Annotated in this window: 26 protein-coding genes; 25 read left to right on the top strand and 1 reads right to left on the bottom strand. The window is 32.3% G+C overall.

Annotation, left to right across the window (positions count from 1 at the left end; all coding sequences use genetic code 11):
* The first annotated feature begins 21 nt into the window (after window positions 1–21).
* From ACQRC6_RS03965 to ACQRC6_RS03875, 19 genes are all read left to right on the top strand, one after another.
* A complete protein-coding gene (locus tag ACQRC6_RS03965) occupies window positions 22–924 on the top strand; it encodes an alpha/beta fold hydrolase (RefSeq protein ID WP_427847841.1) in 903 nt (300 codons plus the stop codon).
* Window positions 925–1,863, top strand: a complete 939-nt coding sequence (locus tag ACQRC6_RS03960) for a phosphoglycerate dehydrogenase (protein WP_427847840.1) — start codon at window positions 925–927, stop codon at window positions 1,861–1,863.
* A gap of 344 nt (window positions 1,864–2,207) precedes the next feature.
* On the top strand, window positions 2,208–4,166 hold the full coding sequence (gene metG, locus ACQRC6_RS03955) for a methionine--tRNA ligase (RefSeq protein ID WP_320849845.1): 1,959 nt from the start codon (window positions 2,208–2,210) through the stop codon (window positions 4,164–4,166).
* An 8-nt stretch (window positions 4,167–4,174) separates the two neighbouring features.
* A complete protein-coding gene (locus ACQRC6_RS03950) occupies window positions 4,175–4,939 on the top strand; it encodes a TatD family hydrolase (RefSeq protein ID WP_427847839.1) in 765 nt (254 codons plus the stop codon).
* Window positions 4,936–5,487, top strand: coding sequence for a ribonuclease M5 (gene rnmV, locus ACQRC6_RS03945; RefSeq protein WP_427847838.1), 552 nt, complete (start codon window positions 4,936–4,938; stop codon window positions 5,485–5,487). Before ACQRC6_RS03950 ends, rnmV begins: the two co-directional genes overlap by 4 nt.
* Complete coding sequence (rsmA, locus tag ACQRC6_RS03940; RefSeq protein WP_427847897.1) at window positions 5,474–6,331, top strand: 16S rRNA (adenine(1518)-N(6)/adenine(1519)-N(6))-dimethyltransferase RsmA; 858 nt, start codon at window positions 5,474–5,476, stop codon at window positions 6,329–6,331. Before rnmV ends, rsmA begins: the two co-directional genes overlap by 14 nt.
* Before the next feature lie 6 nt (window positions 6,332–6,337).
* A complete protein-coding gene (locus ACQRC6_RS03935; RefSeq protein ID WP_427847837.1) occupies window positions 6,338–6,688 on the top strand; it encodes an ArsR/SmtB family transcription factor in 351 nt (116 codons plus the stop codon).
* Window positions 6,689–6,776: 88 nt separating this feature from the next.
* Window positions 6,777–7,004: a glutaredoxin family protein gene (locus ACQRC6_RS03930; protein ID WP_427847836.1), complete on the top strand. Its 228-nt coding sequence runs from the start codon at window positions 6,777–6,779 to the stop codon at window positions 7,002–7,004.
* 59 nt (window positions 7,005–7,063) lie between these two features.
* Window positions 7,064–7,630: a manganese efflux pump MntP family protein gene (locus tag ACQRC6_RS03925; protein WP_427847835.1), complete on the top strand. Its 567-nt coding sequence runs from the start codon at window positions 7,064–7,066 to the stop codon at window positions 7,628–7,630.
* A gap of 642 nt (window positions 7,631–8,272) precedes the next feature.
* A complete protein-coding gene (locus tag ACQRC6_RS03920) occupies window positions 8,273–8,581 on the top strand; it encodes an OadG family protein (protein ID WP_427847834.1) in 309 nt (102 codons plus the stop codon).
* Window positions 8,582–8,623: 42 nt separating this feature from the next.
* A complete protein-coding gene (locus ACQRC6_RS03915) occupies window positions 8,624–9,043 on the top strand; it encodes a biotin/lipoyl-containing protein (protein ID WP_427847833.1) in 420 nt (139 codons plus the stop codon).
* A gap of 14 nt (window positions 9,044–9,057) precedes the next feature.
* Window positions 9,058–10,194 carry a sodium ion-translocating decarboxylase subunit beta gene (locus tag ACQRC6_RS03910; RefSeq protein ID WP_293558842.1) on the top strand — a complete coding sequence of 379 codons (1,137 nt, stop codon included), beginning with the start codon at window positions 9,058–9,060 and terminating at the stop codon, window positions 10,192–10,194.
* 73 nt (window positions 10,195–10,267) lie between these two features.
* On the top strand, window positions 10,268–11,239 hold the full coding sequence (gctA, locus tag ACQRC6_RS03905; RefSeq protein ID WP_427847832.1) for a glutaconate CoA-transferase subunit A: 972 nt from the start codon (window positions 10,268–10,270) through the stop codon (window positions 11,237–11,239).
* Window positions 11,239–12,033, top strand: a complete 795-nt coding sequence (gene gctB / locus ACQRC6_RS03900) for a glutaconate CoA-transferase subunit B (RefSeq protein ID WP_293558846.1) — start codon at window positions 11,239–11,241, stop codon at window positions 12,031–12,033. The genes gctA and gctB overlap by 1 nt, the downstream gene beginning before the upstream one ends.
* A gap of 12 nt (window positions 12,034–12,045) precedes the next feature.
* Window positions 12,046–13,815 (top strand): acyl-CoA carboxylase subunit beta, encoded by a 1,770-nt coding sequence (locus tag ACQRC6_RS03895; protein ID WP_427847831.1) that lies wholly within the window; start codon window positions 12,046–12,048, stop codon window positions 13,813–13,815.
* Window positions 13,816–14,053: 238 nt separating this feature from the next.
* Window positions 14,054–14,872, top strand: coding sequence for an acyl-CoA dehydratase activase (locus ACQRC6_RS03890; RefSeq protein WP_427847830.1), 819 nt, complete (start codon window positions 14,054–14,056; stop codon window positions 14,870–14,872).
* Window positions 14,873–14,892: 20 nt separating this feature from the next.
* On the top strand, window positions 14,893–16,215 hold the full coding sequence (locus ACQRC6_RS03885) for a 2-hydroxyacyl-CoA dehydratase subunit D (RefSeq protein WP_293558852.1): 1,323 nt from the start codon (window positions 14,893–14,895) through the stop codon (window positions 16,213–16,215).
* 12 nt (window positions 16,216–16,227) lie between these two features.
* Window positions 16,228–17,376, top strand: a complete 1,149-nt coding sequence (locus ACQRC6_RS03880) for a 2-hydroxyacyl-CoA dehydratase subunit D (RefSeq protein WP_427847829.1) — start codon at window positions 16,228–16,230, stop codon at window positions 17,374–17,376.
* Between the two features lie 139 nt (window positions 17,377–17,515).
* Window positions 17,516–18,514 carry an ornithine cyclodeaminase family protein gene (locus tag ACQRC6_RS03875; protein ID WP_427847828.1) on the top strand — a complete coding sequence of 333 codons (999 nt, stop codon included), beginning with the start codon at window positions 17,516–17,518 and terminating at the stop codon, window positions 18,512–18,514.
* 87 nt (window positions 18,515–18,601) lie between these two features.
* Here ACQRC6_RS03875 and ACQRC6_RS03870 read toward each other — a convergent pair whose 3' ends face one another.
* Window positions 18,602–19,195 (bottom strand): leucine-rich repeat domain-containing protein, encoded by a 594-nt coding sequence (locus tag ACQRC6_RS03870; protein WP_427847827.1) that lies wholly within the window; start codon window positions 19,193–19,195, stop codon window positions 18,602–18,604.
* A gap of 363 nt (window positions 19,196–19,558) precedes the next feature.
* Between ACQRC6_RS03870 and ACQRC6_RS03865 the strand changes: the two genes are divergently transcribed.
* The 6 genes from ACQRC6_RS03865 (at window position 19,559) to hisS (ending at window position 25,575) form a co-directional block, all read left to right on the top strand.
* The gene (locus tag ACQRC6_RS03865; RefSeq protein WP_427847826.1) at window positions 19,559–20,776 is read left to right on the top strand and encodes a poly(R)-hydroxyalkanoic acid synthase subunit PhaE; all 1,218 of its coding nucleotides are present in this window, start codon (window positions 19,559–19,561) and stop codon (window positions 20,774–20,776) included.
* Between the two features lie 338 nt (window positions 20,777–21,114).
* The gene (locus ACQRC6_RS03860; RefSeq protein ID WP_427847825.1) at window positions 21,115–21,585 is read left to right on the top strand and encodes a DUF2975 domain-containing protein; all 471 of its coding nucleotides are present in this window, start codon (window positions 21,115–21,117) and stop codon (window positions 21,583–21,585) included.
* 8 nt (window positions 21,586–21,593) lie between these two features.
* Entirely contained in the window at window positions 21,594–21,812 is a 219-nt protein-coding gene (locus tag ACQRC6_RS03855; protein ID WP_427847824.1) for a helix-turn-helix domain-containing protein, read from the top strand.
* A complete protein-coding gene (locus tag ACQRC6_RS03850; RefSeq protein WP_427847823.1) occupies window positions 21,805–22,275 on the top strand; it encodes a hypothetical protein in 471 nt (156 codons plus the stop codon). The genes ACQRC6_RS03855 and ACQRC6_RS03850 overlap by 8 nt, the downstream gene beginning before the upstream one ends.
* 190 nt (window positions 22,276–22,465) lie before the next feature.
* Window positions 22,466–23,950, top strand: a complete 1,485-nt coding sequence (locus ACQRC6_RS03845; protein WP_427847822.1) for an aldehyde dehydrogenase family protein — start codon at window positions 22,466–22,468, stop codon at window positions 23,948–23,950.
* 317 nt (window positions 23,951–24,267) lie between these two features.
* The gene (gene hisS / locus ACQRC6_RS03840) at window positions 24,268–25,575 is read left to right on the top strand and encodes a histidine--tRNA ligase (RefSeq protein WP_293558877.1); all 1,308 of its coding nucleotides are present in this window, start codon (window positions 24,268–24,270) and stop codon (window positions 25,573–25,575) included.
* Window positions 25,576–25,643 lie beyond the last annotated feature (68 nt).

Here is a 25,643-nt window from a genome sequence, read left to right as displayed (position 1 = left end):
ATCATAGAAAAGGGGTGGAAGATGAATTTAAAAAGAAATTATATAGATATAAAGGACGAAAAAATTTTTTACCTAGAAAATGAAGGTAGATCAGACAAAAATATTTTATTTATACATGGAAATATGTACTCATCTTCTTGTTTTATAGAAGTCATTAAAAGTTTAAAGAATTACAATATTTTTGCACCAGATATGAGAGGATATGGAAATAGCTCTTACAACAACAAAATTACATCAATAGGTGATTTTGCATCAGACATAAAGGAATTTATTTTAAAACTTAATATAAATAATTTCACCATGGTTTCATGGTCTCTTGGAGCTGGAGTTGCTCTTGAACTTTCAAGGGATGAAGAAATTAAATATAGAATAAAAAATCAAATTTTACTGGCACCCTTTGGCTACGCACCCTTTAAAATTAATGGTGCAGACCTTCTCGCAAATAATTTTCAAGAATATTTGAGCAATTTTGATTTTATCAATCCTCAAAAAAACATGGAAATTTTAAAGGGACTAATGACCTTTAATATGAATTTAATTGAAGACAGTTTTGCAAGCATGGGCATGAAGGGCGATGAATTAAAAAAAGATAATATTAGAATTTTATTTAAAACCTTTATATACAATGTTAATATGCCAGGGCAGGAAGAATTTGAAAGAAATATAGATTCTGCAATTAAGCAGAGAAATTTAGAAGAAGTTGCAGAAATTTTAAGGGACTACAAATATTGTGGCGGCAAATTAAACACAAGGAGTGCGGTTTTGCATGGTTATGATGATAGAGTAATTTCATACATGGATGGAAGATTTTTGGCAGATGAATTGGGTTCAAAGTTTGAAAAATTAGATGATTGCGGGCATTCTGTCATGACTGATAAAAAGGATTTTGTAGTAAAAACAATAAAGAATTTTGTGGAGGAATAAATGAAAGTTTTATTAAGCGAAGGTATGGCGAGAAAATATGGCGATACAATAAGAAAATTAGGCTATGAAGTAATTGGCTACGACGAAAAAAATCCCAATGAAATTGAAGATTATGGCGAAGATATTTTAATTGGCGCTATTAATTTAGAAAATATGAATTATAAAAATCACAAAAATTTAAAGTATATATTTTTGACATCAGTGGGGATTGATTTTTTAGACTTAAATTACATTAGAGAAAAAGAAATAGTTTTATCCAACAACAACGGGGCATACGACGATCCTATTGCAGAGTGGATAGTCTATGGACTTCTTCAAATTGACAAGGAAGATAGAAAAAATATTGAAAATCAAAATAAAAAAATTTGGAAAAAGAGGAGTTTTTCCCACAACTTATATGGCAAAAAGGCTCTTTTCATGGGCACAGGTACAATTGCAATAGCTGGAGCAAAGAGATTAAGGGGCTTTGATATGGAGCTAAATGGATTTAATACAAGCGGTAGAAAAGTTGAACCCTTTGATAATGTCTATTCAATAGAGGAACTTGATGAAATTTTGCCACACATGGATTATATTATAATGTGCCTACCTGGAACAGAAAAGACTCATCACATACTAAACAAAGAACGTTTTGAAAAATTAAAAGAAGGCGTAGTAATAGTGAATATATCAAGGGGTGCAACAATAGATGAAAATGCACTTGTAGATGCAATTAAATCGGGCAAAATAAGGGGAGCGGCACTTGATGTATTTGAAGAAGAACCGCTAAGCAAGTCATCGCCACTTTGGGAAATGGAAAATGTCTACATCTATCCACATATTTCCTTCTCCTGTGAAGACTTGGGTAAAAGACAATTTGACACAGCCTATCAAAATCTAAAGGCATTAAAAAATGACGGAGATTTTAAAAATATAGTGGACTTCGACAAGGGATATTAAATTAGATAAAGAATTTGTGTTTATTTAAAGCAGTGTAAAATCTTTTGCACATAAATAGATATTTAAAATATTATATAAATTATGTTGCAAATTTTAGCAATTATGGATAAAAAAGAAGGGGAGCTTAAAAATATTTATGAAAGTAATATAAAGTAAAATAGTGTTAAATTCAAATTTATTTTCATCATAAAAAATCACCTATTTTCTTGTACTATCAAGGGTTAAATTGATTTTATGACTAAGTTCAGTTATAATTGTTTTAATAATGATAGCATTTAATCGGAATTTTGACAGATTTTGCCAAGACCTTATCCTACGGGATTAGGTTTTTTTATGGAGGTTTTATGAGTAATAAGAAATTTTATGTTACAACGCCAATTTATTATCCAAGTGATAATCTTCACATTGGTCATACTTACTGCACTGTGGCAGTTGATTGCGTTAAGAGATTTAAAAAAATTAAGGGCTATGATGTTTTCTTTACTACTGGTACAGATGAACATGGTCAAAAGATAGAAGAAAAGGCTAAGGAATGTGGCATGAAGCCAAAGGATTATGTCGATGGAATTGTAAAAAACATCAAAAAACTTTGGAAGACTATGGATATTGACTACGACTATTTTGTTAGATCCACTGATGAGGACCACGAAGAAGATGTTAAAAATATTTTCCAAAAACTTTATGACAAGGGAGATATTTATAAGGGCGAGTACGAAGGTTATTATTGCACTCCTTGTGAATCTTTTTGGACTGAGGCACAACTTGGCGAAAACAAAACTTGTCCTGACTGTGGAAGGGAAACTCAGTTAACTCACGAGGAATCTTATTTCTTTAGACTTTCTAAATATAAAGATAGACTTTTAAAATATTACGAGGAGCATCCTGAATTTATTGAGCCTGCCTTTAGAAAAAATGAAATGATAAAAAACTTCTTTGAAGGCAAGGATGGTCTTGAGGATCTTTCTGTATCTAGGTCTACTTTTGATTGGGGAGTTAAGGTTCCTTTTGACGACAAGCATGTTGTCTATGTGTGGATTGACGCTCTTGCTTGCTATTTGACAGCTATTGGTTATGGCACTGATAAGGAAAAATTTAATTCTTATTGGCCAGCTAGTGTCCATTTTGTTGGAAAGGAAATAATGAGATTCCACGTTATTATTTGGCCAGCTCTTTTAATGGCACTTGATTTACCGCTTCCCGATAAGGTTTTTGGTCACGGATGGATTTTATTTGACAACGACAAAATGAGCAAGTCTAAGGGAAATGTTATTTACCCTGAACCAATTATCAAGCTTTATGGCGTTGATGCTCTTAAATATTTTTTACTTCGTGAATTTTCTTTTGGTTCTGACGGTTCCTTTAATATTGAAAAATTTATGCAAAGACTTAACTCTGATTTGGCAAATGACCTTGGAAATCTTCTTTCAAGAACTGTTTCTATGATTGACAAATACAATAATGGTTTGATAGAAGACATGGGCGTAAGAGAAGATGTTGATGATGATTTGGAAAATCTCGCTGTTTCTGTTGTGGATGAAGTCGAAGCAGCAATGGAACACTATCAGTTTTCTGTTGCTCTTGAGTCAATTTGGAAATTAATTAGAAGATCCAATAAATATGTTGATGAAACTGAACCTTGGAAGCTAGCTAAAGATGAAGATAAAAAAGACAGACTTAACACTGTTTTATATAATTTGGCGGAAAGCTTAAGAATAGTTTCTGTTTTAATTTATCCTTTCATTAAGGATACTTCTATAAAGATTAGGGAGCAACTTGGTTTAAGTGATGAAATTAATTGGGAAGATTCAAGAGTCTTTGGTTTATTAGAAGACGGTACAAAGGTCAACAAGGGTGAAGTTATTTTCCCAAGACTTGATATTGAGGCTGAAATCGAAAGATTTAACGAAGAGAACACCGCTCTTTTAAAATCAAGAACTATGACTGAAGCTAAAGAAGAGGTTAAAGAAAGTATAAAAAAGGAAGTTAGTATAGAAGATTTTGCAAAACTTGATATAAGAGTTGCAGAAATTGTTGATGTTGAAGATCACCCTAATGCAGATAAGCTCTATGTTCTTAAATTAAAAATAGGAGATATGGATAGACAAATTGTTTCTGGAATTAAGGAATACTACAAAAAAGAAGATTTAGTTGGAAGAAAAATTTTAATGATTTTAAATCTAAAGCCAATTAAATTAAGAGGCGTTGAATCTAATGGCATGCTACTTGCAGCAGCAGATGACGAAGGAAATTTAACACTTGCATCAACTTTATCTGACATTAAATCGGGAGCAAAAATTAGTTAGGAGAAAATATGATAGATTCGCATGTACACTTAGATGATGAAGCTTTTGACGAGGATCGTGATGATTTAATTAAAGGTTTAAGTGAAAATGGAATAGAACTTGTAATAAATAATTCTTCAGACTTGCCATCTTCAGAAAGGTCAGTGGAATTGGCTAATAATTATGAAAATATTTACGCCGCCATTGGAGTGCATCCTCATGATGCGATAACCTATGACGATGATGTAGAAAAAAGGCTTATTGAGCTTTCAAGGGACAAAAAAGTTGTTGCAATTGGAGAAATTGGACTAGATTATCATTACGACAATTCACCGAGATATGTGCAAAGGGTAGTTTTTAAAAGACAAATTGAGCTTGCAGTGAGTTTAAAGAAAAACATTGTAATTCATTCTCGTGATGCAGCTAAGGATACCTTTGATATTTTAAAAGAAGCCCACGAAAAATATGATTTCAAAGCCTTGATTCATTGCTTTTCTCAATCTGTGGAAATGATGAGAGAATATATAAAAATGGGCGATTACATTGCCCTTGGCGGTGTAGTTACTTTTAAAAATGCAAAAACTCCTAAGGAAGTTGCAAAGGAAGTACCACTTGATAGACTACTTCTCGAAACAGATTGTCCATATATGACTCCAGTTCCTTATAGAGGAAAGAGAAATGAGCCAAAGTTTGTGAAATTCACTTGTCAATACATTGCTGACCTTAGACAAATGGAAGCATCTGAAATTGAAAAAATTACAGCAGAAAATACAAAGAGGTTTTTTGGAATATGAAAATGACAATTAAAGAAGTAATTGTCGCAGAGGGCCGTGATGATGAGATTGCTATCAAAAAGGCTGTGGATGCTGAGATTATCACAACTCATGGCTTTGCCTTTGGCAAAAAATTAATAAATCTTTTAAAAGAAATAGAAAAGAAAAAGGGAATAATCATCTTCACAGACTCAGATTATATGGGTTCTCAAATTAGAAAGAGAATTGCAGATGAAATTCCAAGTGCAAAACACGCCTACCTTTCTCAAAATGTTTCCACAAAGCATGGAGATATTGGAGTGGAAAATGCGTCGCCTGAAGAAATTTTAAAGGCATTAAAGGCGGCACGAGCTACAAAAACAAAGGTAGTCAGCGAATATACTATGAGTGATTTAATTGAAAATCGACTTATAAATTCTGATGATGCCAGCGCTAGACGTGAAAAACTTTCTGAAATCTTAAAAATAGGATATGGAAACGGAAAAAAGACTCTACACAAATTAAATTCCTTTGGGATTACAAGGGATGAATTTGAAGAGGCCATGAAGGAAGTGAATTCTTATAGATAGATTATATAAACCAAGCAAACTTTCAGAAATTCTTTCAAAGTATGGATTTAGATTTACAAAGTCCTTAGGACAAAACTTTTTAATAGATGGAAATATTGTCAGAAAAATTGCTGATGCAGCTGAAATAAGCGAAGAGGACAATGTACTTGAAATTGGTCCTGGAGTTGGAACTTTAACAGAAGAACTTGCCCTTCGTGCAAAAAAAGTTGTGGCAGTAGAGATTGACGAAAAGTTAAGAGAACTTCACAAGGAAACTCTTAATATAGAAAATGTAAAAGTAATCTACGGAGATTTCCTCGACTTAGATCTAAAAAAGCTAACAAAAGAAGAGTTTGGTGACGAGGGTTTTAAAGTAGTTGCAAACCTACCTTATTACGTTACAACACCTATAATAGAAAAGTTAATTTTAGCAAATGTAAATTTAATTTCCATTACAGTAATGGTACAAAAGGAAGTTGCAAAGAGACTTTCGGCGGAACCTGGCAGTAAGGATTATAGTTCACTATCTGTTTTTATAAATTATTACACAGATTGCAAGTATAAATTTCAAGTGCCAAGTTCAGTTTTTATGCCAAAGCCAAATGTTGACTCAGCTGTTGTCAACTTGAAAATGAAAAAAAGAGAAGAAGTGGATACGGAATTCTTATTTAAAGTTGTGCGTGCTTCCTTTACTACAAGGCGAAAGACTATTTTGAATTCTCTTTCCAATTCAAAATTAAATTACACTAAAGATGAAATAAAAAGGGCTCTTGAATTAAGTGGCATTGATGAAAGAAGAAGAGCAGAAACTCTTAATCTTGAAGAGTTTATTATTTTAAGTGTAAATTTTAAAAGTGTGGGGTAAATAAAAATGAATGATAAGTATATAGATGAAATTCCCAAAAAAATGGAGAAAGATATTTTTAATTTTAACAAGGAAGAGGATTTAATAGAAATAATTTCTCAAATATTCAAAGCTTTATCTGATCCGACAAGGATTAAGATTATTTATGCGCTCATGAATGGACCATTATGTGTATCTGATATTGCAATTTTACTTGATATGAGTCAATCTTCAATATCACATCAACTTGCACTTTTGAGGAACCAAAACTTAATAAAAGTGAAGAGAAAGGGCAGAAGAGCCTATTATTCATTAGACGATGAGCACGTCCTATGCATCTTTAAAGATGGATTAGACCATGCAAAGCATAAATTATAAGAATATTAAATGTTTGTAAATAATTTTAAATAATTTGATTCACTTATACTATTGGAGTATAATAAAAGAACTGATGAGGAGGAATAAAATGAGTAAAATAACAGTATATACAAGTAATACTTGTCCTTATTGCACAATGGCAAAGGACTATTTAAAAGAAAGAGAAGTTGAATTCGAAGAAAAGAATGTTCAAACTGACAAAGAAGCAAGAAATGAATTAATGGCAATGGGATACACTGGAGTACCAGTAATCTGCGTTGGCGACGAACAAATTGTTGGATTTGATAAAAACAGATTAGATGAATTAATTAAATAATTTTTTGAAATTAGAAGTAAAATAGATGCTGAAAGGCATCTATTTTTTTGGGAGTGAAGATGAATTTAGTATCAGTATTTTTTATTGGAGTTGGGCTTTCTATGGATGCCTTTGCAGCAGCAATATGTAAGGGGCTTTCCACAAAGAAAAATTTTTTAGAAAAGTCTTTTGTGATTGCACTGTTTTTTGGAGTTTTCCAAGCAATAATGCCCTATATAGGTTATTTATTGGGTTCAATTTTTGCGGAAAAGCTTCAAGCTGTGGATCACTGGATAGCTTTTGTACTTTTGTCAATTATTGGGGTTAATATGATAAGAGAATCAAAAGACAAAACCTGTGAATTTGAAGAAGATAGACTAGATTTTAAAAATTTATTAATGCTTGCCATTGCAACATCAATTGATGCACTTGCAGTTGGAGTGTCCTTTGCTTTTTTGAAAATAAAAATATATCTTGCGGTTTTTGTAATTGGTATTACAACTTTCGTAATTTCATTTTTGGGAGTGAGAATAGGAAGAGTTTTTGGAATTGCTTTAAAGGACAAGGCACAAGTAGCAGGTGGATTAATACTTATTCTACTGGGATTAAAGATTTTAGTGGAACACCTTGGACTTATTACATTTTAATTATTATAATTTCATAGAAATCATTTTAAATATAAAATATCTGTTGGAGAATAAATCTATAGCAGATATTTTTGTTTGCGAATATTGCTCATATAAAAATAATCCTAAGCCAAAAAAAATATTACCTAAATACAAAAAGTGAAATTATAAATTTGTCTGCTTAAAAAAATGATTTTATCTTACTTGAAATTGAGAATAAAAATTTTAACTTTCAATAAATAAGGCGATTTATTAATTATCATATTATATATAACAGCTCTTTTATAAAACAATTACAAGTACAAAAAATTTATAAAACATAAAAATAAATTTTATTTATTTTAGAGAAAAATCAAAGTTTCATATAGTCAAAGATTTTGCTTCAAAAATTAAATTTTCTAAAAAAATAAATTATAATTAACTCTTTTTTTAACAAATGTAATTATAATTAAAAAATAGTTAAATATTTTTTATTTTAGTTGAATAAATAAAAAGGGTTTCCTTTATTTTACTCATTTTTTCATGTATAATTAACTTAGAAAAGATTTAGATTAATTAATCATACATAGATATTTTAATTGAATTAATCCTAGGTCTTTGTTATAATAATCTTAAAAGCTGGAATGGATTCCGCAATATGAAACCACATTGGGAGGTGTTATAATGTTAGGAGATGTTACTCTTACCCTTGGAGAAGCCTTTGGTGTAGCATTGACAGGACTTACAGTAGTATTCTTGGCCCTTATTTCTTTGTTAATAGCAATAATGATAATTAGTAAAGTAGTTGGCGGTATACAAGGTAAACAAGAGCCAAATCAAAGTGCAGCGCCTGCGAAAGCAGTACCGCAAAAGAAAGTAGTTGATAATTCAATGGATCCTGCGCTATTAGCAGCAATCATTGGAGCTATTAGCATGGAAGAAAGATCAAGAGTTGAAAGTTTTAGAATTGTTTCTATAAACGAAAAAAAATAAATTATTTTAAATTATTCTATTATTTATGAAAAGGAGAAATTAATGAAATATCAAGTTAAAGTAGATGGAAAAGTTTTTGAAGTAGAAGTAGAAAAAGTTGGCGCTGGTTACCAAACACTTACACCAGGATCACTTACATCAGCACCAGTTCAAGCTGCACCCGTAGCTCCTCAAGCTCCAGCAGCACCAGCTCCTCAAGCAGCACCTGCACCAGCTCCTCAAGCTCCAGCAGCACCTGTGGCATCAGGCGGAAGTGGAGATGTAATTTCACCAATGCCAGGAACTGTTCTTAAAATAAATGTTAAAGATGGAGATACTGTAGGAGCAGGAGATGTAATTCTTATTCTTGAAGCTATGAAGATGGAAAATGAAATCGTAGCTCCATGTGCTGGAAAAGTAACACTTAACGTAAAAGCGGGAGAAACAGTAGATACTGACGCATTACTAGCAAGTGTTCAATAATAGGAGGTCGAAATATGTTATTAGAAACATTACAAGGGATTCTTGGTGAATCAGGGTTTGCAGCATTACAGTGGCAAAATGTAGTAATGTTTATCGTATCTTTTATTCTTATTTATTTAGCAATAAAAAAAGAATTTGAACCACTATTATTACTCCCAATTGCCTTTGGTATGCTTTTAAGAAATTTACCATTAGCAGGCTTAATGGAAGTTGGAGATCCATGGCAAAGCTCTGGAGTTTTAGCTATTATGTATAACGGAGTTAAGTCAAACTTATTCCCATGTCTAATTTTTATGGGCGTAGGAGCAATGACTGACTTTGGACCACTTATTGCTAATCCAATTTCATTACTTTTAGGTTCAGCAGCACAATTTGGTATTTACGTTGCATTTATCGTAGCTGTAAAACTTGGATTTACTGGACCAGAAGCAGCATCAATTGGTATTATCGGTGGAGCAGATGGACCTACAGCTATATTTACAACATCTCAACTTGCACCACATCTATTAGCACCAATTGCAGTAGCAGCTTATTCATACATGGCACTTATTCCAATGATTCAACCGCCTATTATGAAGGCACTTACTACTGAAAAAGAAAGAAAAACTGTTATGACATCACTAAGAAAGGTATCTAAACTAGAAAAAATAATTTTCCCAGTTGTAGTAGTACTTTTCACATCACTACTTCTTCCAGACGTAGCACCACTTCTTGGTATGCTTATGCTTGGAAATCTATTTAAGGAATCAGGAGTAGTTAATAGATTATCTGACACTGTACAAAATGCGTTAATGAATATTGTTACTATTATGCTTGGTACAACAGTAGGAGCAACAGCAGACGGAACAACTTTCCTACAACCTGCAACTATTAAAATTATTGCTCTAGGACTTATGGCATTCTGCTTTGCAACAGCAGGCGGTGTTATTTTTGGAAAAATTTTATACATTGTAACAGGTGGTAAAATCAATCCGCTTATTGGATCAGCTGGTGTATCAGCAGTTCCAATGGCAGCACGTGTATCACAAGTTGAAGGTAGAAAATATAATCCTACTAACTTCTTACTAATGCACGCAATGGGACCTAATGTTGCGGGAGTTATTGGCTCAGCCGTAGCAGCAGGTGTATTCTTAATATTATTTAGTCATTAATTAATTTATTCAGCTCCACCGTGGGCTGAATATTTATGCAATCAAGTTATATTTAACAAAAGGAGGTTTTAACTTGAGTAAAGTAATGAAACTTAAAGACGCCATAGCAAAGTATGTTGAAGATGGCGATGTAATTTCACTAGGGGGATTTACAACTAATAGGAAGCCTTACGCAGCAGTAAATGAAATTTTGCGTCAAGGTCAAAAGGATTTTATCGTTGAAGCAGGACCTGCAGGAGGAGACTGGGACACATTAATTGGAGCAGGCAGAGTAAAGGCATACATAAATTGCTATACTGCTAACTCAGGATACACAAATGTTTCAAGAAGATTTAGAGCAGCAGTTGAAAAGGGAGAACTTCTTATGGAAGACTATTCTCAAGATGTTGAAATGCAAAGAATTCACGCAGCTGCACTTGGTCTTCCATACTTACCATGTAGATTGATGATGGGTTCAAGTTTAGTTGACGAATGGGGAATATCTAAAGAAGAAAGACAAAAGATTGACAAACTTCCAGATGACAAATTTATATATGTAGAAAACCCATTCAAAAAAGGCGAAAAACTTGTTGCAGCACCAGTTCCTGAAATTGACACTGCAATAATCCACGTACAAATGGCTTCTCCAGATGGAACTACAAGGATTCTTGGAAACACATTCCATGATGTTGACATTGCAATTGCAGCTAGAAAAGTTATTGTAACTTGCGAAGAACTTGTTTCTGACGAATACATCAAAAACTTTGATGCAGCTGACAACAAAATCCCAGGATTCTGTGTTGACGCAGTAGTTCACGTACCATTTGGAGCTCACCCTTCACAATGTTATGAATATTATGATTACGATGCTGATTTCTACAAGATGTACAATGTTAAATCAAAGACAGAGGAAGATTTCAACGCATTCTTAGATGAATGGGTTTATGGTGTTGAAGATCATGATGCATACCTTAACAAACTTGGAGCTACAAGAATAATTGGTCTTAGAAATGTTCCAGGATTTGGTTACGCAACAGACGTACTAAAGAAGGGAGAAGAAAAATAATGGCTAGATACGATAATTATACAAATAAGGAAATGCAAGCAGTAACAATTGCTAGACAAATTAAGAATGGTCAAATAGCAATTGTTGGAACAGGACTACCTCTAATTGGCGCTTCTCTTGCAAAAGCAGTTTACGCTCCTGACTGTTATCTAATCGTAGAATCAGGACTTATGGATTGTGACCCAATTGAAGTTCCAAGATCCGTTGGTGACAATAGATTTATGGCACATTGTGGAGTTCACTGGACAAATGCAACTTATGTTGGTTTCCAAGCTAATGAATGGAGACATGACAAGAAGAGAATGATCGCATTTATCGGTGGAGCTCAAATCGACCCATTTGGAAATGTTAACTCAACTGTAATTGGCGATTATCATCACCCTAAGACTAGATTTACTGGTTCAGGTGGAGCTAATGGTATTGCAACTTATGTAAATACTATTATCATGATGCAACATGAAAAAAGAAGATTTATAGAAAAAGTTGATTATATTACTTCTCCTGGTTGGATAGATGGTCCTGGTGGAAGAACTAGAGTAGGTATTCCTGAAAATGTTGGACCACAAATGGTTGTAACAGATAAGGGTATATTAAAATTTGATGAAGATACTAAGAGAATGTATCTTGCTGGATATTATCCTTCTTCTTCACCAGAAGATGTTCTTGAAAACACAGGATTCGATATTGATGTGTCTCGTGCAGTTGAACTTGAAGCACCAGACGAAAATGTAATTAAATTAATAAGAGAAGAAATAGATCCAGGCGAAGCTTTCATTAAGAGACCTGTAGAATAATAAGGAGGACTTATGACTCAATATTCACTTGCTTCATATTTTCAAAATATGAAGACAATTGGAAAGCCATTAAAAGCAGTTGATGAAGACAATTTTAATCAATTAAGAGAAATTGAAGAAGAAATTAGAGAGTTTGCAGAAAAAGCTCTTGCTGCTGGAAAACCAGATGAAAAAGTAAATGAACGTGGTGAAATGACAGCACTTCAAAGAATTGCTGATCTCATCGATGAAGGTACATGGTGTCCACTTAACACTATTTACAACCCTGGAGATAATGACCACGGCACAACTGGTGTTATTAAAGGACTTGCAAAAGTCGATGATAGATGGGTATATATTGTTGCTAGCGACAACAAAAAGCTTGCAGGTGCATGGATTGCTGGACAAGCTGATGACCTTTTAAGAGCATCAGATACAGCTGAAAGACTTAGAATTCCACTAGTTTATATACTAAATTGTTCAGGTGTAAAACTTGATGAACAAGAAAAAGTTTATCCAAATAGACGTGGAGGCGGTACTCCATTTTATAGAAATTCAAGACTTAACCAATGTGGCGTTCCAGTAATAGTTGGTATTTATGGTACTAACCCTGCTGGTGGTGGATATCACTCAATTTCACCTACAATTATAGTTGCACATAAGGATGCAAATATGGCTGTTGGTGGAGCTGGAATCCTTGGCGGTATGAATCCTAAGGGATATATCGATGAAGAAGGGGCAAATCAAATTGCAGATCAAACTGCAAATGCTAAAAAGACTACTCCTCCAGGATCAGTTGGAGTTCACTTTGCACAAACTGGTTTTATGAGAGAAGTATATGTTGAAGAAGAAGGAGTTCTTGAAGGAATTAGAAAATATCTTTCAATGCTTCCAAAATACCAAAGAGAATTCTTTAGAGTAGATGATCCAAAGAACCCGCTATACGATCCTAACGATATGTATTCACTAATTCCTCTTAACGGTAAAAAAGCTTACGATATTTATGATGTAATTGCTAGACTTTTTGACGGTTCTGAATTTATGGAATATAAAAAGGGTTACGGAAGAGAAATGGTAACTGGACTTGCAAAAGTTAATGGACTTTTAGTTGGTGTTGTAGCCAATGTACAAGGTCTATTGATGGGTTATCCAGAATACTACAATGATCCAAAGCATATTTCTATTGGTGGTAAACTTTATAGACAAGGTCTAATAAAGATGAATGAATTTGTAACACTTTGTGCTAGAGATAGACTTCCTATAATCTGGCTACAAGATACTACTGGTATTGATGTAGGCGATGATGCTGAAAAGGCTGAATTACTAGGACTTGGTCAATCACTTATTTATTCAATACAAAAATCTGATTTGCCACAATTGGAAATCACAATGAGAAAGGGAACTGCAGCTGCTCACTATGTACTTGGTGGACCACAAGGAAATGATACTAACGCATTTTCATTAGGAACTGCAGCTACTGAAATCAATGTAATGAATGGAGAAACTGCTGCTACTGCAATGTATTCTAGAAGACTTGCAAAGGATAAGAAAGCAGGAAAAGATCTTCAACCAACTATTGATAAGATGAATGAATTGATTCAAGATTATGCAGAAAAATCAAGACCATTCTCTTGTGCTAAATATGGTTTAGTTGATGAAGTTGTAAATATGAACCTTTTGAGAAATTATATAATTGCATTTACTGAAAGTGCATATCAAGATCCAGATTCAATTTGTCCAGTTCACCAAATGCTTACTCCAAGAATTATTAGAGATTACGACAGATTAAATAACATTAAATAATACAAAATATGACATTTTATTGGATAATCTGTAAAAGGATTATCCAATATTTTTATTGACTTCAAATTTGTTTACTATAAGTAAATTATACTTTTTAAAAGTAATAAATAGTAAAACATAAAAGCTCTTAAAACATTGAAAAATCAACTATCTTGGCTTGCTATTTTTGACAAAGATACATAATTATAGTAGAATTAAAAAGAGAAAGATATTTTTGTTAAATTAAAGAGGAGATTGTATGGCAGAAGCTATTTATACAATGGGAGTTGACATTGGCTCAACTGCTTCAAAGAGTATTATTTTAAAAGATGGTAAAGAAATTATTTCAACTTCAGTTATTGATGTAGGAGCTGGAACAAGTGGTCCATCAAGAACTATTAGTGAGACTCTTAAAAAGGCTAACATGAAGAAAGAAGACATTGCTTATGTTATGGCAACTGGTTATGGTAGAGCTGCTCTTGAAGAAGCTGACTTCCAAATGTCTGAACTCTCTTGTCACGCTAAGGGTGCTTACTTCTTATTTCCTAATGTTCGCACAATTATTGATATCGGTGGGCAAGATGCCAAGGCTTTAAAAATTGGAGACAATGGTATGCTTGAAAACTTCGTTATGAATGACAAATGTGCCGCAGGGACTGGAAGGTTTTTAGATGTAATTGCAAAGGTTCTTGAAGTTGATGTTTCTAAACTTGAAGAGTTAGATAAATTGTCTACAAAAGATGTAACTATTTCTTCTACTTGCACTGTTTTTGCTGAATCTGAAGTTATTTCGCAACTTGCAAGTGGAACTAAGATTGAAGATATAGTAAAGGGGATTCACGACTCCATTGCTGCAAGAGTTGGCTCTCTTGCAAAAAGAGTTGGATTAAATGATGACGTAGTATTCACAGGTGGCGTTGCTCTTAACAAGGGTATGGTTAGAGCTCTTGAAGAAAACACTGGTCATAAAATATTGACTTCACCACTATGTCAGCTAAATGGTGCATTAGGAGCAGCGCTATTTGGATATCAAAAATGTAAATTGCAAAAATTAAAAGAAGAAAAGGCTAATGTATAATTTATTTTAGGAGGTAAACTATGGCTGAACAAATTCAAAAAATACCTGGTAAAAAACCAAGACCAATCGAAGGACATATCCCAGCAGCTCAAGCTCTAAGAAATGTTGTTGATAGAGTTTATGGAGCAGCATGGGATGCAAAAAAAAGAGGAGAACTAGTTGGATGGTCATCATCTAAATTCCCTATTGAACTTGCAAAGGCTTTTGGATTACACGCAGTATATCCAGAAAACCATGCAGCTACTACTGCAGCTAAAAAAGACGGACTAAGACTTTGTCAAGCTGCTGAAGATATGGGATACGATAACGACATTTGTGGTTACGCAAGAATTTCACTTGCTTATGCAGCTGGAGAACCAACTGACTCAAGAAAGATGCCACAACCAGATTTTGTACTTTGCTGTAACAATATCTGTAACATGATGACTAAATGGTATGAAAACATTGCAAGAATGCACAACATTCCAATGATAATGATCGACATTCCTTTCCAAAATACTGTTGATGTTCCTGAAGAAAAAGTTGATTATTTAATGGGACAATTTGAATACGCTATTCACCAACTTGAAAAATTAACTGGAAAGAAATTTGATGAAAAGAAATTCGAAGAAGCTTGTAAAATTGCCAATAGAACAGCTGCTGCATGGCTTAAAGCTTGTTCTTACATGGCTTATCAACCATCTCCACTTTCTGGATTTGACCTATTCAACCACATGGCAGATATAGTTGCTGCAAGATGTGAAATTGATGCAGCTGAAGGATTTGAACTTCTAGCAGCTGAATATGAGCAATCAGTTAAAGAAGGAACTTCTACTTGGGAATATCCTGAAGAACATAGAATTTTATTTGAAGGAATTCCTTGCTGGCCAGGACTTAGACATTTGTTTGAACCACTAAAACAAAATGGAGTTAATGTAACTGCAGTTGTATACGCACCTGCATTTGGATTCCAATACACTACTGTTAGAGAAATGGCTGCAGCTTACTGTAAGGCACCTTGTTCAGTATGTATCGAAGATGGTGTTGAATGGAGAGAAACAATGGCAAAAGAAAATGGAGTTTCTGGAGCACTTGTTAATTACAACAGATCATGTAAACCATGGTCAGGAGCAATGCCTGAAATCGAAAGAAGATGGAGAGAAGACCTTGATATTCCAGTAGTTCACTTTGATGGAGACCAAGCTGATGAAAGGAACTTCTCACAAGAACAATACAAGACTAGAGTTCAAGGTTTAGTAGAAATTATGAATGAAAGAAAAGCTGATAGAATTGCTAAAGGCGAAGAAATCTACACTAATTTCGAAAACACTAAAGAAACTGACTGGTCTAAGACTACAATTTAATTGAGGTGCAAAATGACTGATATAAAAGAATTATTAAAAGAATTTAAATATATTGCAGAAAACGGAAGAGAACAAATTGACAAATACCTTGCTGAAGGCAAAAAAGTTGTTGGTGTATTCCCTTACTACGCACCTGAAGAAATTATTTATGCAGGTGGACTTGTACCTTACGGAGTATGGGGAGGTCAAGGTCCAATTGATAAGGCCAAAGAATATTTCCCAACATTCTATTATTCACTAGCTCTTAGATGTTTGGAAATGGGTCTTGACGGATCTCTTGATGGACTTAGCGCATCAATGATCACAACTCTTGATGACACTTTAAGACCATTCTCTCAAAACTATAAAGTTTCTGTTGGTAGAAAAATTCCAATGGTATTTTTAAACCATGCACAACATAGAAAAGAAGATTTTGGTAAAATATACAATGCAAAAATTTTTAAACAAGCTGCAAAAAGATTAGAAGAAATTTGTGATGTTAAAATTACAGATGAAAATCTAAAGAAAGCTTTTGAAGTTTACAATGAAAATAGAGCTCTAAAGAGAGAATTCATCAAACTAGTTGGAGATCATTCAAAGACTATAAAAGCATCTGACAGATGTAATGTTTTAAAATCTTCTTACCATATGCTAAAAGATGAACACAATAAAATGCTTAAAGAACTTGTAGAAGCATTAAAGGCAATGCCAAAAGAAGAATGTACAGGACCAAGAGTAGTAACTTCTGGTATTATCACTGACAACCCAGCACTTCTTGAAGTTCTTGACAACTTTAATATTTGTGTAGTAGCAGATGACGTTGCAAGTGAATCAAGAGGACTTAAAGTTGATGTTGATACATCAATTGAAGATCCATACATGGCTCTAGCTGATCAATTTGCAAGAATGGATGAAGACCCAATTCTTTACGATCCAGATATTTGGAAAAGACCAAAATATGTTGTCGACCTAGCAATTGATAATAATGCTGATGGATGTCTAGTATTTATGATGACATTTAACGATACAGAAGAAATGGAATATCCATCACTTAAGAATGCTTACGAAAAAGCTGGCATTCCTCTAATTAAAATGGGTTATGACCAACAAATGACTGACTTTGGTCAAGCTAAAACTCAACTTGAAACATTTAGCGAAATGGTTGAACTTAACAGAATGTAATAAAAATAAAAATAGATTTTGACGCCGAGTAATCGGCGTTTTTTTATTGTTTTTAAACTTTACATTTCATTTGTTATAATAAAAGATATAGAAAAATTTTTAGGATTAAAATAGAAATAAATTTGGAGAGAAGGTTGAAATGGAAATATTAATTTTAAAAGAAAGAGATATTTTAGAGGCTGTAAATATAAAGGACATTATTGAGGCAGACAAAGAGGCGCTAAAAAATTATAGTGAAGGAAAGTGCGACATTCCTCTTAGGACTATAATTGACGTTGATAAAAAAAGTTCTAGCACGGCAATTTTTATGCCAGGCTATGTGGAAGATAAGAATGCCCTTGGAATGAAAATAATCGACATATATCCACAAAATATTGAAAGGGGCTTAGTAACATCGCCATCAACTATGATCTTAATAGATAAAGAAAATGGATTTGTAAAGGCAATTTTAGATGGAACGATTTTGACTAGGCTTCGCACAGGAGCAGTATCAGGTGCCGCTACGGAAATTTTATCAAATAAGGATGCAAATAAATTTTTGCTCATAGGAACTGGAGGACAAGCAGAAACGCAACTTGAAGCAGTCCTAGCAGTTAGACCAATTGAAAAAGCATATGTATATGATTTGAATTTTGAAAGAGCAAAAGAATTTGCAAAAAACATGGAGGAAAAATTAAGAGATTACAGCGCAAAAATTATTGCAATAGAAAAAACTGAAGAAGTAATAGAAGATGTTGATGTCATTACAACTGTTACTACTTCAAAAAAGCCAGTCTTTGATGGCAAAAAAGTTAAGAAAGGAGTTCATGTAAATGGAGTTGGCTCCTACACCCCTGATATGCAAGAGACTCCAGAAGATTTTTTAATTCGCGCCGATAAAATTTTTACGGACACAAAGGAAGGAGTTTTAAAGGAGTCAGGCGATGTAATAATTCCAATTAAATCGGGAATATTAAAAAGAGAGAAAGTTTCACACGAACTTGGAAATTTAATTTTAGGTAGAGAAATTGGAAGAACAAGTGAAAATGAAATCACTTGGTTTAAAACAGTTGGATTTGCAGGGCTTGATTTGGTAGCAGCAGAAAAAATTTATGAACTAGCAGTAGAAAAAAACATTGGTACAAAAATAGAAATGTGATTTTGAATATTAAAAAAGCTGTCACTTATGTGGCAGCTCTTTTTTTTAAAACTGCTGCTTAATAGCAACAGCTAAAAATAAATTTAATTATACTCTTTTAACAACAGTATTTTCTTCGAATGCTCTTTCGTCAAATTTTTCCATACCAGCAGGTACTTCAACTTCCATTATGTTATTTTTTCTGAAAGCATACATGTCAATTTCCTTGATGTTTTTAGGTAATTTAATTTCTTCAAGTTTATTTTTGTAGAAAGCACTTACGCCGATAAATTCAACTGAATCAGGAATATCAATTTCTCCAATTTCGTTTAAAGAAAAAGCATTGTCGCCAATGTATTCTAAGTTTTTAGGCAACTTAACATCAGTTAATTTGTTTCTGTAAAATACATAAGCATCAATTTTTTTAACTGAATCAGGAATTTCTACTTCAGTTAAATTGTTAACTCCAAAAGCTTCATATTGAATTTCTTCAACAGTATCTGGAATTACAATAGAGTTAAGTTTTCTTCTGAAAAAGCATTGTTCTCCAATAACTCTAATTTTAGTTCCATCTGGGCCTTCCGCAGGCACTACAATATCAAATAATTCTTCGTTTTTGATTTTGTCTTTGCCCTTTCTTGTCATTCCTTTAAGCACATCGCCATCAAATATAAAATCGTCAAACTCCCAAGATTTTTCCATAATATGTATCCCCCTCCACATAAATTTTTCTTAATTACATTATAACATAGTGGCGAGAATTTATAAAGGAAGGTTGTAAAATAGAGAAAGGATAAACATTTTTCAAAAATAAAAAGAAGTTTTTTACTAAAAGTTTGAATTAAATAAAATATGTTACGAAATATAAATAATAGATTGTTTTATTGGGTAATATTAATATAGAAAAAGAATTTGAATGTAATTCGTGTCAAGGATAGCTAAAATTTAAAATATTTTAAGGGAAAAGGTAGTCCTCATTTGACTACATAAAAATTTATTGTTATACTTTATTAAAGTATAAAATCGTGAAATATTAGTGGAATAATATTTAAAAGGAGGAAAAAAATGGCAAATAAAAACTTTTTTGAAGAAATGATGGATATGCAAAAAAATATTTTTGAAAACCAAAAGGAAGCTTACAACAAATTCATGGAATCTTTTAAGTTCGGAGACTTTAAACCCTTTGGTGCAAATATGTTTTTGAATAACTTTAAAAATCCAATGGAATTTTTTAATAATTACAAAGAAATTAATGAAAAATTCCAAGATAATTTTAAAGAATTTTTTTCACAAGTTCCAGGATATGAAGATTCATTGGAAAGCTACAAAAAAAATATGGAATTTTTAAATAAACTTTATTTTGCATATGACGATTTTTACAAGGATTTAGACCTTGTAGCTGCACAAAATAAATTAATTGAATTGTTTGAATTGTATAGCGATGAATTAGTTGAAATGTCTAAAAAATATTTCTATAAATTAATTCCAGATAGCTATTACAGAATTCTTGAAAACTTTAATTTGGAAAAATTCATTAAACCAGTTATTGAAAATTCAAAGAGATCTATTGACTTTTATGAGAATGCTGTAAAAAGTAGACCAGAACTTTTAGTGTCAGATGTAAAAGATTTTTATCAAGGAATTTTAGATAAGATTTTTGAAATGCCAACTATTGGTGTAAGTCCTGAAGAAAAGGAAAAATCAAAAAGAGAATTGCAAAATTATCTTGACCTTGAACTTAAACTTTTAGATTTCAATTTGTTCCTTGAAAAGAAAAATCAAGAAACAGCATTAAAGGCACAAAGAGCTTATATTGATGGACTTGAAACTGAAGCTTCATTAGAAGATTTTGCAGATTTTTACAAATTCTATATGGACAATTTTAAGAAAGCTTACGCAGAACTCGTTAATTCAGAAGAATATAAAGAAAAAGCACAAGAAATTTTAGATATAGTTGAAAAAAATAAAGAGGCATATAAGGAAAGACTTGTTGAAAAATTAGCAGATTTTCCAATTGCAACTGAAAAGGATGCAGAAAATTTAACTAGTGAAGTTGAGGGACTAACTAAGAAATTTGATGACGAAAAAAGAGCTAAAACAAGCTTAGAAAGAAAAGTTACTAAGATTAAAACAGATTCTGAAAAGGAAATCAAGGCTCTTAAAGAAGAAGTAGAAAAATTAAAAGAAGAAAATGCAAAGAAAAAAGTAGAAGCTGATGAAGCAGTTAAAAAGGAAATCGAAGAATTAAAGAAAGAAATAGCTGCTCTTAAAAAAAATAAGTAAAATAATTGAATAGAAAATAAAAATCTTCTCCTAAAAAGTCTGTGGAATATTCTGCAGACTTTTTTGTTTTTAAATTTATATTTTAATAAAAAGTTTTATTAAAAGACATAATGAAAAGTCAATAATTATTAGAGAAACTTGTAAAGAGATAATGCTGGTAGTGATTTTGAAGATATTGGTAAAATACGCAATAATTTTGCTTTAGAAAATAAATTAATAGAGCTTGATAAACCTATTTTTTAAAAGGTAGTTTGTTTTATGAGAATTTATCGAAAAACAATAAATAATTATTGAGAAACATAAAATAACGTGGTATATTTATGAAAAGGGAGGCAATTATGAAATCACTTAGAGTTAAATTTATAAAGTCACTTTTAATCATTGCAATTGTAATTTTGGCTGCGGCATCCTATGGAATTTTTAAATTTGCAAAGGTCATGGGAGAGATTTATCCAATGTTTATGAATATGAAATATCCAATGCTATTTTTGTGCGAAGGGATAATTTTGGCATTAATTTTTGCAATTTTATTTGGAATTTTTGCCCTAAAAAAATATGAAGTTGGAAGTATTTTTGAAAAGAAAATGCTTTTTGACCTTCAAGTCATTTCATTATGCTTTATTGGAATTTTTTTCCTTTCTATTCTTTCGATAATTTACACAAATTTTAACTTAGAGGGCTCAATTACAAATTTAATTTTCATAGGTTGTGGAATTCTATCCATGTTAATTGCACAAATTTTTCTTCTTCTATGCGATTTAATAAAAGAAGGCATTGCCTTAAAAGAAGAAAATGATCTTACTATTTGAGGTGCAGTATGGGAAAAATAATTGTTGATTTAGATGTTGAACTTGCAAAAAATAAAATGTCTCTCACAGAATTATCTGATCGCGTGGGCATAACTATTGCAAATTTATCTATTTTAAAGACAAATAAGGCAAAGGCAATAAGATTTTCCACTCTTTCAGAAATTTGTAGAGTGTTAAATTGCGACGTAGGCGATATTTTAAGGTATCAAGGAGATAAAGATGAGTGATAAAAGTTTTAAAAAAGTTTTGATTTTAATGTTTGCAGTTTTTTTAGCTTTGATTCCTATTTTATTTTTACTTTCTGACAATAGAGAACAGTCTGTAAAAGAGGTGGAAAATGAGTTTAAAATTAAATTTCCATCTAGTGTAAAGAGAATTAGAGAACTAAGAAAAGAACCAAGTTTTCATGGAGATGGCGAGGCTGCAATTTTATTTTCAGTAGATAAAAATGATATTGACAAAATAAAAAGTGAACTAAAAGATTACAAAGTTACGAGGGATAGCTACAAAATTGATGTAATAGAAACGTGCTATAATAGTGTTAAGAAGAGGGGATTTGACACTTCAATAGATCTAAGTAATGAGAAATATTTTAAATCTACCAATGATAATAATTTATATGGAAATTACATTGCTCTTGTAATTGACAATGAGAAGTGCGAGATTTTATTTTTACAATGGGATACTTGATAAAAGACCATCATGGTCTTTTTATTTTATAATTTTATATTTTAACAAAAATTCTTCCACAGAGTAAAACATTGTTAAAAAATAATCTATTATTCAAATATAATCATTATGAGTTTTAAATTAGTTTTGAGGGGTATTTTTTATATGTAAGCTTTTTATGATGTATTAAATTAAAAATAAGGAGTGTATTATGAGTAGACCAAAAATTAATTTAGATAAAAAATACGAACTATTTATAGGTGGAGAATTTGTCCCAGGAGAAAGTGGAGAAATGCTTGATGTATATTGTCCAGCTGATGGCGAGCGTTTAGCTAGCATTACACAAGCATCTGAAAAGGATGTGGACAATGCAGTTAAGGCTGCTTGGGAAGGATTTAAAGAGTATAAAAAGACTAATAAATATGAAAGAGCAAAAATTTTAAATAAAATTGCAGATATAATTGACGAAAATGCTGAACATCTTGCAATGGTTGAGACATTAGACAATGGCAAGCCAATTAGAGAAACTCGAAATATAGATATTCCACTAGCATCTGAACACTTTAGATATTTTGCAGGTGCAATTTTAGCGGAAGAGGGAACTGCAAATGCAATTGATGAAAACACGCTTTCAATAGTTCTTCGTGAGCCACTTGGAGTTGTAGGTCAGATTATTCCATGGAATTTTCCATTTTTGATGGCAGCATGGAAATTATCTCCAGCTCTTGCAGCGGGAGATGCAGTTGTTATTAAACCATCTTCAACAACTTCTCTTTCACTTCTTGAATTAATGAAGCTAATTAAAGATGTTGTGCCAAAGGGAGTTATAAATGTTGTAACTGGATCTGGTTCAAAATCTGGCGAATATTTGCAACACCACAAGGGACTTTCTAAACTTGCCTTTACTGGTTCAACTGAAGTTGGGTACAAAATTGCAAGTGCTGCAGCAGAAGGACTAATTCCAGCGACACTAGAGCTTGGCGGAAAGTCAGCAAATATCTTTTTCGATGATTGCGACATGGATCTTGCAATAGATGGACTTGCTATGGGAATTTTGTTTAACCAAGGTCAAGTATGTTGTGCAGGTTCAAGAGTTTTTGTTCACGAAAATATTTACGATGAATTTATTGAAAGGGCAATTGAGAAATTCCAAAATATTAAAGTTGGACTTCCTTGGGAAGAAGATACTCAAGTAGGTGCACAAGTAAATAAAGCTCAAATTGAAAAAGTCTTAGGCTATGTTGAAATTGCTAAGAAAGAAGGAGCAACAATTGCCGTTGGTGGCGAAAAAGCTACAAAGAATGGTACAGAAAATGGATACTTTACAATGCCAACTCTTATAACAAATGTAAGGAACGACATGAAAGTTGCAAGAGACGAAATTTTTGGACCAGTTGCAGTTGTAATTAAGTTTAAAGATGAAGATGAAGTTATAAAAATGGCAAATGATTCAGATTATGGTCTTGCAGGTGCTGTTTGGACTAAGGACATCAATAAGGCAATTAGAGTTGCTAGAGGAATTGAAACTGGAAGAATGTGGGTTAACACTTATAACCAACTTCCAGCAGGAGCACCTTTTGGCGGATATAAAAAATCTGGTATAGGTAGAGAAAATCACAAGATGATGCTTGATGCTTATTCACAAGTTAAAAATATTTTTATAAATATTTCTGAAAAACCATCAGGACTTTATTAATACAAAATAAAAAGTAAAATTTAAATAAAGGGCTAGTAGTCTAAACTATTGGCCCTTTTAAAATGTTTGAATTTAATTTTAAAATCTTTTTCCTCATAAAAATATTTGGAGATTCATGATAAATATAATTATTAGTTATTTTATCGAAAATTTTAATCATAAAGCAACAAAATAATATGCAAAAAAAGATGCCAATTAATTTAATATAAAATTATAAAAATACTTTCACTTAATACTATACAAAAGTACAAAAAGTAAAGATTATGTGATAAAATAAAAATAAAATAAGTACAAAAAATAAAAATAGGAGTGATATCATGAGTATAGTTAAACCTTCAACCCTTCCGGGATTTATGGAACTACTCCCAAAAGACCAAATGCTTTTTAACGAGATGAGAGATATAATAAGAGAAAATTTTGAGAAGCACGGTTTTTTGCCAATAGATACGCCAGTTATAGAAAAATCTGAAGTTCTACTAGCAAAGGGTGGCGGAGAAACTGAAAAACAAATTTATAGATTTAGCAAGGGCGACACTGACATGAGTCTTAGATTTGACCTGACAGTTCCACTAGCTAGATACACTGCAGAACACATGAACGACTTGTCCTTTCCTTTTAAAAGATACCAAATAGGAAAAGTGTATAGAGGTGAAAAGGCTCAAAAGGGACGTTTTAGAGAGTTCTACCAATGTGATATTGACACAATTGGAATGGGAGAGTTGTCCCTTGTAAATGACGCAGAATTTCCAGTTGTAATATATCATACCTTTAAGGATTTAGGATTTACTGATTTTACAATTCACATTAACAATAGAAAAATTTTAAAGGGCTTTTTTGCTTCTCTTGGCATTGAAGACTCAATGAATGTTTTAAGAGTTGTGGATAAAATCGACAAAATTGGCGAAGAAAATGTGTTATCTGAGCTTACAGAACTTGGCGTTGACAAAGAATCTGGCGAAAAAATTCTAGATTTTATAAAAATTAAGGGAAGCGTAGACGAAATTATTAAATCATTAGAAGATTTAAAGATTGAGAATAAAATTTTCCTCGAAGGACTTGATGAAATAACACAAGTAATTGGTTATATGAGGGATTTTGGAATTGATGAAAATTGCTTTGACATAGATTTAAAAATTGCAAGGGGATTAGATTATTACACTGGAACGGTTTATGAAACTACCCTTGATAATTATCCAAAGATTGGCTCAGTTTGCTCTGGTGGAAGGTATGAAGACTTAGCAAGTTACTACACAGATAAAGTTCTTCCAGGAGTTGGACTTTCCATTGGACTTTCAAGACTTTTTTATCAGTTAAATGAAGCAAAGATTATTTCTAGTGAAGAAAAATCTTTAGTCGATCTTTTAATAATTCCAATGGATGATTGTATACATGACGGGATAAAACTACTAAGTGAACTAAGGGAAAAGGGACTAAAAGTTTCTGTGTATACAGAATTTGCGAAGCTAAAGAAAAAATTTAAGTATGCCGATCAAACTAAGGTTAACTATGTAATTGTTCTTGGCGAAGAAGAAGTAAAAAATAGAAGATACAGTTTAAAGAACATGAAGAGTGGAGAGCAAGTTGAAGTTTCTTTTGATGAATTAGTTGAAAAATTTAAAAATTAATTGGGACTAATTTTAATAAAATCCCAAATTATACAAGAAAAGCTGCAACTTTTGTTGCACTTTTTTTT

This window comes from Peptoniphilus sp. SGI.035 (assembly GCF_050315115.1).
GTDB lineage: Bacteria > Bacillota > Clostridia > Tissierellales > Peptoniphilaceae > Peptoniphilus_A.
Note: the sequence above shows the minus strand (reverse complement) of the source record. Positions and strands in the feature narration are given on the sequence as shown.